14 protein-coding genes are annotated in these 14,103 nt (G+C 45.9%); 2 read left to right on the top strand and 12 right to left on the bottom strand.

Features of this window, described 5'->3' with window-relative positions; all coding sequences use genetic code 11:
- Positions 1-2 precede the first annotated feature (2 nt).
- The 12 genes from RS891_RS09090 to RS891_RS09035 all read right to left on the bottom strand — a co-directional run bounded on the left by RS891_RS09090 (position 3) and on the right by RS891_RS09035 (position 12,706).
- Positions 3-956, bottom strand: coding sequence for a 4-hydroxy-3-methylbut-2-enyl diphosphate reductase (locus RS891_RS09090; RefSeq protein WP_076289892.1), 954 nt, complete (start codon positions 954-956; stop codon positions 3-5).
- Positions 957-1,024: 68 nt separating this feature from the next.
- Entirely contained in the window at positions 1,025-2,485 is a 1,461-nt protein-coding gene (locus tag RS891_RS09085) for a sensor histidine kinase (protein WP_076289893.1), read from the bottom strand.
- 1 nt (position 2,486) lies between these two features.
- Positions 2,487-3,176 (bottom strand): response regulator transcription factor, encoded by a 690-nt coding sequence (locus tag RS891_RS09080; protein WP_076289894.1) that lies wholly within the window; start codon positions 3,174-3,176, stop codon positions 2,487-2,489.
- Between the two features lie 194 nt (positions 3,177-3,370).
- On the bottom strand, positions 3,371-5,068 hold the full coding sequence (locus RS891_RS09075; protein ID WP_315795124.1) for a S1C family serine protease: 1,698 nt from the start codon (positions 5,066-5,068) through the stop codon (positions 3,371-3,373).
- 148 nt (positions 5,069-5,216) lie between these two features.
- Entirely contained in the window at positions 5,217-5,879 is a 663-nt protein-coding gene (locus RS891_RS09070) for a response regulator transcription factor (RefSeq protein WP_315795122.1), read from the bottom strand.
- Complete coding sequence (locus RS891_RS09065) at positions 5,876-6,913, bottom strand: HAMP domain-containing sensor histidine kinase (RefSeq protein WP_076289897.1); 1,038 nt, start codon at positions 6,911-6,913, stop codon at positions 5,876-5,878. Before RS891_RS09065 ends, RS891_RS09070 begins: the two co-directional genes overlap by 4 nt.
- A gap of 3 nt (positions 6,914-6,916) precedes the next feature.
- Positions 6,917-7,975 carry a cell wall-active antibiotics response protein LiaF gene (gene liaF / locus RS891_RS09060; RefSeq protein WP_315795121.1) on the bottom strand — a complete coding sequence of 353 codons (1,059 nt, stop codon included), beginning with the start codon at positions 7,973-7,975 and terminating at the stop codon, positions 6,917-6,919.
- Between the two features lie 170 nt (positions 7,976-8,145).
- Complete coding sequence (locus RS891_RS09055; RefSeq protein WP_113051741.1) at positions 8,146-8,331, bottom strand: hypothetical protein; 186 nt, start codon at positions 8,329-8,331, stop codon at positions 8,146-8,148.
- 112 nt (positions 8,332-8,443) lie between these two features.
- Positions 8,444-9,217: a 3D domain-containing protein gene (locus tag RS891_RS09050; protein WP_315795120.1), complete on the bottom strand. Its 774-nt coding sequence runs from the start codon at positions 9,215-9,217 to the stop codon at positions 8,444-8,446.
- A gap of 183 nt (positions 9,218-9,400) precedes the next feature.
- Positions 9,401-11,338 (bottom strand): threonine--tRNA ligase, encoded by a 1,938-nt coding sequence (thrS, locus tag RS891_RS09045; RefSeq protein ID WP_064639432.1) that lies wholly within the window; start codon positions 11,336-11,338, stop codon positions 9,401-9,403.
- A 57-nt stretch (positions 11,339-11,395) separates the two neighbouring features.
- Positions 11,396-11,569, bottom strand: a complete 174-nt coding sequence (locus tag RS891_RS09040) for a hypothetical protein (protein WP_175383954.1) — start codon at positions 11,567-11,569, stop codon at positions 11,396-11,398.
- Between the two features lie 192 nt (positions 11,570-11,761).
- Positions 11,762-12,706, bottom strand: a complete 945-nt coding sequence (locus RS891_RS09035) for a putative sporulation protein YtxC (RefSeq protein ID WP_113051644.1) — start codon at positions 12,704-12,706, stop codon at positions 11,762-11,764.
- Between the two features lie 180 nt (positions 12,707-12,886).
- On the opposite strand from RS891_RS09035, the gene RS891_RS09030 reads away from it, so the two are divergent.
- Positions 12,887-13,291 carry a hypothetical protein gene (locus RS891_RS09030; RefSeq protein ID WP_076289900.1) on the top strand — a complete coding sequence of 135 codons (405 nt, stop codon included), beginning with the start codon at positions 12,887-12,889 and terminating at the stop codon, positions 13,289-13,291.
- Positions 13,292-13,604: 313 nt separating this feature from the next.
- Positions 13,605-14,099: a cation:proton antiporter regulatory subunit gene (locus tag RS891_RS09025; protein ID WP_053780467.1), complete on the top strand. Its 495-nt coding sequence runs from the start codon at positions 13,605-13,607 to the stop codon at positions 14,097-14,099.
- The last annotated feature ends 4 nt before the right edge of the window (positions 14,100-14,103 follow it).

Raw genomic sequence — 14,103 nt, 5'->3', positions numbered from 1 at the left:
GTTTACGTCGTACGAGTCTTTTCCCTTACAGGAGGTAACAGCTTGCTCATATTAACCGTACGCTTGATCTCCCATGTTTCCGGCTTGTCATGTTCATATTGCTCCAGATACAAGATGACTTCCTTCGTGATCGGTGTTGGCGTAGAAGCACCTGAAGTCACCGCCACCTTATTCACACCTTTCAGCCATTCCTGCTGAATCTCAGCCACATCTGATACACGATATGCCGTTACACCCGCAATTTCCTCTGATACTTGTGCAAGTCGGTTGGAGTTATTGCTGCGAGGATCACCTACAACAATGACCAGATCTGCTTGCCCTGCCTGTTCCGCAACAGCTTCCTGACGAACTTGAGTAGCCAAGCATATCTCATTATGAATCTCTGCGCCTGGATACTTCTCCAGAAGACGGCTCATAATGTGTTTAATGTCCCATTGACTCATCGTCGTCTGGTTTGTAATAAGGATTTTGCCAGGAGGTACGTTCAGACCGTCAATCTCCTCTTCCTTCTCGATCAGATGAACATGATCGGGTGCAACACCAACCGCACCTTCCGGCTCTGGATGATTCTTTTTCCCGATATAGATAATGTCGTATCCTTCTGCCGTCTTCTCCCGAATAAGGTCATGGGTTTTGGTTACATCCGGACAAGTTGCATCCACTGTAGTCAAACCTTTATCACGTGCCATCTTGCGCACTTCCGGAGATACACCATGAGCCGTAAAGATCACTGTTCCACTCTCTACTTGGCTCAAAATATCAATCCGGTTCGGTCCGTCCAGTGTAATAATTCCCTCATCTTCAAAAGAGTCCGTCACATGTTGGTTATGCACAATCATACCCAATATATAAATAGGCCGTGGTAGGTCCAGATTGCGTGCCGCCTGGCGCGCGAGCACCATCGCATCCACAACTCCATAACAATATCCCCGCGGCGAAATTCGCAGTACTTCCACTTGGTTGCCACCCGCTTTCTTTCTCGGCAAAGATAGCCGATGTAATTGCAGTCCTGTCTATTATAACCTTATTCGATAGGCGGAGCAAAGACAACCGGCAACCAAATGATAAAGGTCGTTCCTTCTCCACGTCTGGTTACAACCTCGACAGATCCCTGGTGTTCCTCAATGATCCACTTGGCAATCGACAGTCCCAGACCTATACCTGGTGTGGCACCGCGCGACTCATCCGCCCGATAGAACCGGTCAAAGATAAACGGAACTTCATCCCGATCCATTCCAATTCCCGTATCACTGATGCGTAGTCCTACCTGACCTTTATAAAGTATTGCATCAAGCGTAACCGAGCCATCTGGCGTGTACTTGAAAGCATTCTCGATAAAAATAAACAACATCTGCTGCAAATAGTCCTTGCTGCCGTTCACATATATGCCATTCAGAATCGATAGATCTCCTGGACGCCAGTCTGCCTGATGATCAAGGAATTGCGATCTGCGAGCCACTTCCTGTACCAGAATCTGCAACGGGATCGGATTCAGTTCGATTTTCTGTCCTGTATCGGCTCTGGCCAAAGACAGCATATCACTGATCAGTCTACTCATACGTTTGCCTTCATCCGCCATGTCCTCTATCGCTTCGAGCGACATTTGTTTAACCGTTTCTTCGTCCAGATTCGGTCGGTCCGTGCTCTCTTGATCCCACAGCTTCTTAAGGAAGTCCACATTGCCACGGATGGTGGTCAGCGGTGTACGCAGCTCATGCGAGGCATCAGATACAAATCTGCGCTGAGCTTTATTCGTCTCCTCGAGCCCTCTGAATGACAGCTCTGTTCGTTCAAGCATATTATTGACGGTTTCAATCAGACGTCCAATCTCATCCATGGGACCCGTGTATTGAATACGCACACTAAGGTCATCCCCAGACTGAATCTGATTGGCCGCATCAATCACATTGACGAGCGGACGCATGGATTTGCGAGCCAGAATCAGACCCGAAGTAATTGCAAGTGCCATAGCGACAAGCCAGCCAAAGACCAGAATATTTCGCAGAGCTTCCAGCAATCGTTCTTGGGAACTTACATTGGCACCGACTTGAAGGAGCCCCCTTATTTCATTGGTTCCCTGAAGAGACAGGGGCTGCTGATTCACCAAGAAAGGGGTCCCATTCACATAGATCTTAGATATTCCACGTTTTTTCTGAATCTCATTGGATTTCACAACGGGAAATTGAATCTGAAGTTTCTCCATATTGCCTGAGATTTTACCAGATCTGCTCTGGTAGTCCCACAACTGGATGTAGATCTGAGCTTCCTGCAGCTGACTTTCCGTAAAAGGGTCCAGATCCAGTGACTGTGAAAGCGGATTGACACCTATCTGATTCGTAATTCGTTCACTTTTATCTTTCAGCTGCTGTTCCACTTCTTGATAGGTATTAAAATAAACAAAAGCGTAGATTACAACTCCCCAAAAAATGAGCACGGCTGCCAAGATGCCTGAATACCACGCGGTTAATCTTAACCGAATGGACATGTCAGGAGTCACCTCTCAAAATATAGCCGGCTCCCCGGATGGTCTGGATCAAACGTTTGCCGCCGTATTCTTCGGTTTTTTGTCTGAGCATGGCAATATACACTTCGAGCACATTGGACTCACCACTGTAATCATAACCCCAGATTTTATCCATAATCAGATCACGGGACAGCACACGTTTCGGATTTTGCATGAACAGATTCAGCAATTCGAACTCCTTGGCAGTTAGTTCCAGACGCTGACCGTCACGCAACACCTCACGAGAATCATTATCCAGAATAATATCCTCATACATAAGACGGTTATCAGGCGTGTCAGCTATATCTGCTTTACGACGCAATAAGGCACGAACACGAGCCAACAGTTCTTCTAGTGCAAACGGCTTCACGAGATAATCATCTGCACCTGTATCCAACCCGATTACCCGACTCTGTACTTCATCTTTGGCAGTGAGCATCAGCACGGGAACCTTGCTCCCCGCCTCTCTGAGTCTGCGGCATACTTCAAACCCGTCAATTTGCGGCATCATGACATCAAGAACCACGATATCGGGCTCTTTATCCATCAGCTTACTGAGGCCCTCAGCCCCATTCGAAGCTGTCTGTACATCATATCCTTCAAAAGCAAGTCCCCGCCGAAGCATGGACACAATTTTTTCATCATCATCAACAATCAGAATAGTTGAGCGCATGGTCTTTCTCCTTTATCCCTTAGCGTTTTAATCTCATTGTAACAGCCAGAAGAGCAATCTGCATCTCTCCATGTACCTTGTTGCTTTTCAAGTCCACCTTGATGGATTACAACCGTATATAGTGCAAAAAAAGCGAAAGGGCCCTCGAACCCTTCCGCTCTTCTAAACCTTATTCTATAACCTATGATTTGGCATTATGGTTGTTGTTGCTGTTGTTGATCCGTCGTTTGTGTAGTATCGTAATCATTTTTGTTGCCGATTTTGATTTTCACATCCATTTTTTTGCCGTCCCGAACAACATTTAGTGTCACTTCACTACCGATTTCCTGTTTCTTGATGAAATCAATCAAATCCTGACTTGTGTTGTACGCTGTACCATTGGCACCTGTGATGATGTCATAAGCACGCAGGTCTGCTTGGTAAGCAGGGGATTGATAGATCGTGCTGGCTACAACTGAACCTTCAGTGATATCCGTGCCCATCTGTTTAGCCACTTCAGGCGTGAGGGCCATCAGAGATGCACCAATGAATGGTACAGGCTCTTTGGGAACTTCTTTGTTTTCTTTCAGATATTTAACCGCATCCGAGATTACACTCGAAGGAATAGCAAATCCAATACCCTGTGCATCCGCGCTAACCGCAACGTTCATGCCAATGACTTCACCATTCAGGTTAAGTAATGGGCCACCGGAGTTACCAGGATTGATGGAAGCATCCGTTTGTAACAAGTGGCTGTACTCACGGGTTTTGCCTGTTTCTTCGTCCGGAATGCTGATCGTACGTTCTTTCGCACTCAATACACCTGCAGTAACTGTGTGTTCAAATCCTTCCGGGTTACCAATAGCTACAAGCCATTCACCCACTTGTGTGCTGTTGGAATCGCCCAGTGGAGCGACAGGGAAAGCATCATCGCCGCTGTTTTTCTCGATTTTCAATACGGCAAGGTCAAGGTCGAAGCTGCTTCCCAGCAATTTCGCTTCATACGGTTTGCTGTTATTCTCCAGCGTTACCTGAATCACATCTGCACCCTGAACCACGTGTTGGTTCGTCAGGATGTAGCCTTCTTTGTCAAAAATAAATCCGGAGCCAATACCGAGTGGAACCAACTGATTGCTGCTTTGTTGCTGTTGCTGCTGATTATTTTGGCCTTGGTAGCTATCTGTTCCGCCATTGCCTCCATTACCAAAGAAGTATTGGTACAATGGATCACTCATCGTAGAACCACCTTGGCTGCTGCTGCGTGAAGACTGCTTCGCTAGTGTTTCAATTTTTACGACAGCCGGACTTGTACTCGTTACTACAGAGGATACATCCTCTTTACCCGTTGGCAGTAATGACGCTGTCACGTTATTGCTGCTGCCTGAGTTGGTAGGAGTGGATGACTGACTGGAGCTTTCATTTTCTGCACTTGTCAGCGCTTCCTGTGGTGTAAACATGTTTGTTCTGTCCGCTGTGTACATCAGCACTGTGATGACCAGCATCCCGGCGATAAAAGAGAACAGAAGCGATCTTACAGAAGAACGTGGCCGACGGTTATTATAATTCCAATTGCCATTGTTCTTGCCGCCGTTCCCCTGATCTCCTCCGTTGCCACCTGAACCATTGCCGCCTCTGGAGGACGTATTGGCTTGATCAGATGATTCGTTACTGTAATTACTGTAGTAAGTAGGTACGGGCTTCACGGGGTCAGGTCTTGTAATCTCTACATTTCCTTCTTCACGTTGATTATGTTCCCCATTATGACTTGCTGTATCTTCCTGATTCACGGACTGAAAAGGTCCATAAGAATAATAATAGGAGGAATCGTCCGTCCCGGATGAATTGCGATTCTCCGCTTGTTTAGTTTCATTTTCCTCGTCTTGACGGTTCGCTCTGTAATTACGTTCGTCCATGCCTCTCTACCTCCCAATCTCTTCTTCGCAAGAGATATTCTTTAACTGTCCTTATTTTGTACTTTAAACCTTAACCGTACCTTAAAAACAATTAAAAAGGAGATAAAAGCACGCTGTTATAGAACATTTTTCCCGCCAAATCTGCATTCTAACCCTTATTCTTCACCCAGCCCTGACGATGAGCGTAGATTGCCAGCTGTGTCCGATCGTCCATTTCACATTTCATCAGCAGATTGCTCACATGAGTTTTGACGGTTTTGATACTAATATGTAGTTCTTCCCCGATGTCCTTATTGGTCTTGCCCTCTGCAATCAGCAAAAGCACTTCTTTTTCCCGTTCCGTCAGGCCGGATTCGTTCTCTCTTGCAGTTCGCTGCCTGATGCCACGGGTCAATGCCTGCGATACGTCGCCTGTCATTACTGGCATACCCCGGTATGCTCCTTGCAGAGCATAGATTAACTCTTCAGCAGATACCGTCTTCAGTACATAACTGACCGCTCCGGCTTCAATCGCTTGTACCACAAGGTCATCCTCCAGAAAACTGGTCAGCATTACAATTTTCATGCCCGGAAATTCGGTCATGATCGCTTGTGTCGCTTCCGCACCATTCATCACAGGCATCATCAGGTCCATCAGGATGAGGTCAGGCAGATCGTTATCTCCCAGCTTGCGCAGCTGATTCAATGCATCCTGTCCGTTGCCGGCTTCCCCCATCACATGAAAAGTGGGTTCCAACATAAGATACGTTTTTAACCCCATTCGCACCATATCATGATCATCTACAATCATTACATTCACTTTTCCGCTCATTCCGTTTCCCCCTCTGGTTCTTTCGGGAATTTCGGGATGAATACCCGCACCGTCGTCCCCGCTCCCGGCTTCGATATAATCTGAACCTGACCTCCAAGTTTCTCTGCCCGTTCACGCATCGTTGATAATCCGTATGAACCAGGCCGTTCCGCTTGCTGCAAAAAACCTTGACCATCATCGCTAATGCTCATGCTGATCTGATGTTCACTCTCTCGTATGGATAGACTGACCAGTCCCGCTTCTGCATGTTTGACCACATTAGCGACCGCTTCCTGAATAACAAGAAACAGCTGGTGCTCGATGGCATCGGAAATTCCGCCATCCAGTTCCAGCTCTTTCACTCCTTTTAAACCATTCTGCCTGCAATAATCCGGGAACCAGCTATCCAGCGCTTCTCCAAGATTCCTTCCCTCCAACTCCACTGGGCGAAGCTGAGCAATAAGACCTCGCATCTGCCGCTGTGCGATATGTGACATCTGAATAAGTTGATCCAGCACTTTGCTGCCATGCTCGGGATTCATCTCCAGCAGACGTGGTAAGGAGGAAGCCGACATATGCATGGCGAAAAGCTGTTGGCTGACCGTATCATGCAAATCCCTTGCCATCCGTTTGCGTTCTTCAATTACAGCGCGTTCAGATGCCTGTTCCTTTTCAATGACTTCCTGCTCACCAAGCCGCTGAAGCAATCTCATTTTTTTCTCAATCGAATCCATCATGACATTGAATTCCTGATATACCCGTCCGAAGGAGGCATCATCTGCCTCAGGCATACGCACAGCGAGATTGCCCTTGGACACTTTCAGCATGTTAAGATCCAGCAGATCAATCTTGCGTTGAAGCCGTAAGGCGGCAATGTAGCCCGTGATTACGGTAGCCAGGAGCACAACAGCAACATAGGTCCATGCACGCTGACGCCCTGTTCCCATGAGCACTTCCCCGTACAGCAAGTAAAAACCGCCCAAAGTAATGAGTCCGGTCAGCGCAAAATACATCATCAGTTCCCACTTATTTGCTTTGAGAATCGTTCGAATCATGCGTTAACCCACCTTGTTCACTTTGACATCTCCAATAAACACACTAACGACAATCCGTACTTTTTTTCCTGCTTCGCGATAATGCGCTGTTTCAGCCTGAGCACTGCTTAAGAATCCGCCCCGTTTTTGATTTAACAGGGACATGTCCCCAATAAACGAGTTCGTCGTCACAGTCACACCGAGATCCATATCTTCCGGAACAAATACCTTCACATCCCCGATAAAAGAGGAAATGTTAATCTTCGTCTCACCATAAGGTATTTGCGCCTTCGTCAAATCGATCACCGTATCGCCAATAAATGCTGAAATATTCATCGGTTTCAGGGAGAACACTTCCTGTCCCATATACATATCACCGATAAATGCCGATTTGTTAATCGTATTCCCATGGCCACCATAATAATTCGGATCATCATCATAGTGGTCATCGTCATCAAATGTTCCGTATGCTTTTTTATTTGAACCGTAACCTTTATGCTTGTGATGATGATGCTGATGTTTATGATGGTGTTGATGTCCGTGTGAATTAGGTTCGTCTTCCTTATCTGTATAAAATGAGCCATGTGCATCATTCTTTTGTTCCTGTTTTGGTTTGCCAAATGTTTTCTCGAACTGCTCGTCAAACGAAGACGGCATTTCCAGGTCCTCAGGGGACAATGGTTTATATGGTGGCTCCGGCGGCGGAGGCGGTTGTACTTGGTCATGATGTTTCCTGTCACGACGACGAGGACCGATCAGAACGAACAATCCCCCACCAATGAGCATTACTGGAATTAGGTAGCGTATAAACTCTCCCATGGAGTAATCAATCCATCCCAGATTACGGGCCAAGAAATATCCACCAATCGCCAGTACAATGGCCGGCCCAATCAATGCATGACTTCCATTACGCCGAATTTCGGTTATACCTTTTACACCCCACCAAATCAAAAATAACGGCCAATATGTTCTGAACATGTATCCGATATCTATGTCATAGCCCAATTGCCTGAACAATATTATTGCGCCAATCGCAATAAGAGGAATGCCAACCCACCAGCGGTCCCGCGTAGATCGTTTCATCGCTCATTTCTCCTTTGTCTGTATTCTGTATCCAGTTTACCTCAGACAAGGATTGGTTAACAGCGGCGGCAGATGGAATTCATCTCAGTCTCGAGACCGAGCTGGAAGGGTATTTATGTAAAATATTAAAAACACCCTGGAGAAATTCTCCAAGGTGTCTGTGCATTGATTTACTTTTGTGTTTTGCCTGTGTTCTCGGTACCGAACTCAGCATTGTATTTTTCATCAGGTGTTTGGAAGTTATCCTTCACTTTGTTTTGGTGCGATTGTTTCACCTTGCTTGCTGCACTCTCTTCTCCAAACTCTGCATTGTACTTCTCGTTTGGCGTTTGTGAACCTTGAGATTTCTTAGCCACGACGATCACCTCTCTCTTCATATTTACATTGCATGTCTGCAACGCGGGGTTCGTCCCCAGAGAGTATTATGTGAAGAGTGCACGTCCGTTATTCATGTATTAAAATTCATCATTATACGGCCTTGTCCAGCCAAGAATCCGGAACGGATTTGTACACATCAATGGCTTCCGATAACTCTTCCAGCATTTTTTCAGTGCATTTTCCAGCACCTTGTTTGATCAACTGTACTTCGACGTCCTTTTTGCCCCATTCTTTATACACTTGCTTTGTTGTAGGGAAATAAAGATCAATTTTATTGCCCTTAATTGCGGAGCCTGTGTCTGCAACGATTCCGTAACCGTAACCGGGAATATATAAAATGGAACCCAGCGGGAACAGCTTTGGATCAGCTGCAATCGTAGAGACCGTTTCTTTATCGCGGCGTACCTTTACACCCGAATACGTAATTCCGTATTGAGGATGTTTTGGACCTTTTCCGGTTGATTCCACACCCGCAGTGTAACCGGTAGCCGTCACCTTATGTGTGTCCAATATCTGTTCTGTACGCGGAGCGAGCACCGGCATCGACGGGTCAACTGCAATGTGCTTCTCCGGAATTTCCGTTCGCGGAATGACAATAGGCTGCGGAGACCATAAAAATCCCATATAGACCAAGGTTGTGAGTTGAGCCTGATCACTGTATTCATAAACTGCCGTTTCTGAATGTACGCCTTCAAGCTCTCCTGAAGTTTCGCTGTGTCGATTCTCCACATACATGACTTCATTTTCCTCTTCAAAGGTATATGCCTCTGCCTGATTCCACCCCAAGACTACTCCAATGAGCACTACACTGCATGAGATGATGAACCTTATGTTTTTCTTTTGAAATAAGAATTGCTTTTTCATATAGAACCTCCCCCTTACTGCAAAGGTTTTCCATAATGAAAAAATTCTATACTTTTCACCTATTAAGGCTTTTAAACCCGATGTCCAGAAAACCTTAAAAACTACAAAAAAAACCGTGTGAACCATTGGATTTACTCCAATATGGTTCACACGGTTTTTTATTATAGAGCCCACAATTCAGGATTACACCAGTCTTGTTGCAATCTCTTCTTTGAGCTGGGCTACAATTTCGTCCACTGGTTTCATGCCGAGATCGCCTTCTCCACGTTTCCGCACAGATACACCCTCTGCATTACGTTCATTTTCACCAACGACGAACATGTAAGGCATTTTCTCAAGCTGTGCTTCACGGATTTTATAACCAAGCTTCTCGTTACGCAGATCCGCTTCAGCAGAGATGCCTGCACGTTTCAGCTTCGCTTCCACTTCACGTGCATAGTCGTCGAAGTTTCCGGATACCGGAATAACCTTCGCCTGTACAGGAGACAACCACAGTGGCAGAGCCCCTGCAAAGTTCTCCAGCAAGAATGCAGTGAAACGCTCCATCGTACTGATTACACCACGGTGGATAACGACTGGACGATGTTTCTGCCCATCATCTCCCACATATTCAAGCTCAAACCGCTCTGGCAGGAGGAAATCCAATTGTACAGTAGACAATGTCTCTTCTTTGCCGAGTGCTGTCTTGATCTGAACGTCCAGTTTTGGACCATAGAATGCCGCTTCGCCTTCTGCTTCATAGAATGGAAGGTTAAGTTCTTCCACAACCTCACGCAGCATGCGTTGGGACATCTCCCACATCTCGTCATTCTGGAAGTATTTTTCGGTATCCTGAGGATCGCGATAGGACAAACGGAAACGATATTCGTGAATGCCGAAATCTTTATAAACCGTTTGAATCAGTTCAATAACACGAGCAAACTCTTCTTTGATCTGATCCGGGCGTGCGAAAATGTGAGAGTCGTTCAGCGTCATCGCACGTACACGGTGCAGACCTGTCAACGCGCCCGACATTTCGTAACGATGCATCATGCCAAGCTCGGCAATCCGGATCGGCAGATCACGGTAGCTGTGCATGCTGGACTTGTACACCATCATGTGGTGAGGACAGTTCATTGGACGAAGAACGAGTTCCTCATTGTCCATAACCATTTTAGGGAACATGTCTTCCTGATAGTGCTCCCAGTGTCCGGATGTTTTGTACAACTCAACATTACCAAGCACCGGTGTGTATACATGCTGATATCCGAGGCTCTCTTCCAAATCTACGATATAACGCTCCAACGTCCGGCGCAGCTTCGCACCATTAGGCAACCAGATTGGCAGGCCTTGTCCAACCAGTTGGGAGAATGTGAAGATTTCGAGTTCCTTACCCAATTTACGGTGATCCCGTTTACGTGCTTCTTCCAGGAAGTGCAAATGCTCATCAAGCTGTGCTTTTTTCACAAAAGCAGTACCGTAAATACGTTGCAGCATTTTGTTTTTACTATCTCCACGCCAGTAAGCACCGGCAACATTCATCAGTTTGAATACTTTGATTTTGCTGGTGGATGGCACGTGTGGCCCACGACACAAGTCGAAGAATTCACCTTGCTCATAAATAGTGATAACACTGTCTTCTGGCAAGTCACGAATCAATTCGAGCTTGTAAGGATCGCCCACTTCTTCGAAGATTTTGATCGCTTCCTCGCGGCTAACTTCCTTACGTACAATTGGCAGATTCTCATTAACAATACGTTCCATTTCCTTCTCGATCTTTTGCAGATCTTCGGGATTGAGCGGTTGTTCCAGATCCATATCATAGTAGAAACCATCTTCAATGACAGGACCAACGCCGAGATGCACCTCTTTGTTTCCATATAAACGCTTCACAGCTTGAGCAAGCAAGTGAGCTGTACTGTGACGCATCACTTCCAGACCTTCTGGTGAATCCAGTGTTACGATCTCCACCAATGCTCCCTCGTGAAGTGTTGTGGACAAGTCCACTACGATTCCATCCAGTTTGCCGGCTACGGCATTTTTGCGAAGTCCGCTACTGATCGAAGCGGCCACATCTTCAATGCTGCTTCCGTCGGCATACTCACGAACCGAACCATCGGGTAGTTTAATGTTAACTGCCATTTGTCTCATTCCTCCTGTAAATTCAACCTCTGTCCATATATTTCTTGGATGGATAATCTATTGCTGTTCCTGCAATTTTGCAAAGGAACGCAAAAAACACCCGTCCCGGCAAAGGGACGAGTGTTGTATACTCTCGTGGTTCCACCCTAATTCAGCTGCTTCATCCATATTGGAAGTACAGCCCTCATTGGCATGACGGTAACGGGCATGACCCGGCATATCCTTACTCATGGATGACTACCTGTATTATGAGGCAATATTTATATCCATTTTCAAAACTGCAGCTCCAAAGGGGTAAACCAAACGTGGCATCCGGAGGAAATTTCAGCCTGGTTCCCTCTCTCTGCACCGACCGTGCGCATGGCTCTTGTCTTTGTCAACGCTTTTGTTTATTGTTCCATAACAACTCAAATAAATCATGGATCAACAGTTATTATAATTGCCGATATCACTTGCGTCAAGACCTGTCAACAATCCGGAGCGCAGTACTTCACACTCAGGACAATGATGGCATAACTGCACCTTGTCTTCAAAGATCTGACGGATCGTAGAGATGATAGGCAGATCTGGAGTGCGTGTATGCAGCATGACCTTTTCAGGTGAGATGGAAATCAGCGTACTCACGATCATATCTTCGATATCCATTTCCAATTCAAGCCCTGGCATCTCCACGACGACCTGTTCATCCTTTTGTACGGGTAGGACATTAAGCGCAGCATCCAGTACTTGAAATTCATGTAATCCTTTGTGTATCAAATGCACAAGAGGTACTTTCGCCTCCTGAAAGAATACAAAATATTTGAGTAATCCCATAAACTCTTCATATTGACGATCCATCCAGAACTCATCCAGTGCATATTCTACCAGCTCATGAAGCTCCTGTTTATACTGCCGAATCCGAAAATTAAGAATGCCTTCAAGATGAAAAAAATGAACCTCCTCCAAATCCTGCTTCAATCCATTGGCCAAAGTGGTACGGCGACGCTCCCGTAGGCCTGGCTGATCCAAGTCACCATTAAATAACAATGGCATGCATATCCGGTTTACCTTCTCCACCTCATGTTCATCCATAACTGAGCAGGCTTTCGAAATCATCTCTTCTACCATACTACGTTCACGCGTATCCATGATGTAATCTGCAAGCCCCGACGCAAGCAAATCACTGATCTGAGGCAGCCACTGCTGGAAGTCAGCGTGATTCTCATTGCCTCTGCATACCCAGGCCGCTCTGCCATCATTATGTTTGAAGGTGAGCCGAAATCCTCTTTTGCTTATATGTAAACCTTTGGTTTTTTCCTTCACACAACGATAAAATTGATCCGCTTCTTCCTGCCCTGATACATCGGTCCATACGGCGAACAGTTCCATAAGAATCACTCCTTTCCTTCCTGTTCAAAGTATATGGCAAGGCCGATAGGGATATACGAAGCGGATTGATGGAAAGCGTGTCATGATTTCTCAGTATATTATCAAACCGTTTGGAGTTAAGACAAAAATGTGTTATTATTTTTATAACAGTATGTTTCACGGAAAAGGGGGGAAGCCAAAATGAGACAACAACCAAGAATACTCCGTTACGCTTTTATTATCATTTTGTGCGTATTCCAAGCGTTGTCCTTCCCTATTCCGATGCAGTCGGAATCCGCTGTTGAGGTAACCGTTGAGACGACTTCCAACAAGGAAGTGCTTGTCCACACATTGGAGTCTCAGCAGAAACCTGCCATTCGCAAATACCCACAAGTCATGTCGAAGTTGATTGCGGTCACGCATAACAAACCTGTCTTTCTTGTGCTCGCTTTGTTGCTAATGCTGCGAATTCCAACACCGCGTCTACCCTTTAAACCGTTGATTTGTCTGTTTAAACGCAGATTATTTCTGCTACCTATCAAATTCACCAGTATGTATGTATCTCCCACCCCTATAGCACCAATTTACGTGAACGCTCTTAGCTAGCCGTTACATCGTAATTTAGGTTGCTTTGCATGGAGACACCTCTGTCTGAAAGACGGTGTGCTTGTGCATAACTATTAACCCTTTTAGCAAATGTTAGATATCGATCAGTTTTATTTGGCAACACCTATTTGTTAACGTCTATTTTGTTATCCCCGTTTACATTAAAAATTTACAACACAAGGCTGTGTGTCAGGAGTCCCTGGCTCTGTTTACCCGCATCATTTAATGTTCCTAAGCGCAACAGTTCATTCTATTTTCGGGAAATAAGCCTGTCTTCTGTGGCCAGCCCTCAATTTAAGGAGGCATACTATCCATGGATGTACGCGAAACAGATTTGCCGGGAATCGGCAAGAAATTTCAGATTGAAACGAGCAGTGGAGATAAAATCATTGTCATTATTCACGATGACGGTCGACGGGAAATGTACCATTTTGAGTACGATGACCCAGACCAAAGTATCTCCATGATTACGCTGGATGACTATGAAGCAAGACAGATTGCTGCCATCGTTGGTGGATTGACCTATAAACCAAAGCAGCTTGAAAATATTGAAGTAACGTTTGACGATCTGATCATTGAATGGTACAAAATCGAGCCATCCTACGGATGTATCGGTAAATCTATTGGTGAACTGGACGTTCGTCAAAACTCAGGGGCAACGGTTATTGCCGTTGTAGAGAAGAATCACAAAAAACATATCAGCCCCGGTCCGGAGGTCGTGATTAGTGCAGAGTCCACGGTAGTAGCCGTTGGCGAACGCAATCAGCAAAAGCTATTCAAATCCCTCCTCCTGACCGGAAGGGGGTGAGTCG

The organism is Paenibacillus sp. BIC5C1 (assembly GCF_032399705.1).
In the GTDB taxonomy this organism is placed as follows: domain Bacteria; phylum Bacillota; class Bacilli; order Paenibacillales; family Paenibacillaceae; genus Paenibacillus; species Paenibacillus taichungensis_A.
Note: the sequence above shows the minus strand (reverse complement) of the source record. Positions and strands in the feature narration are given on the sequence as shown.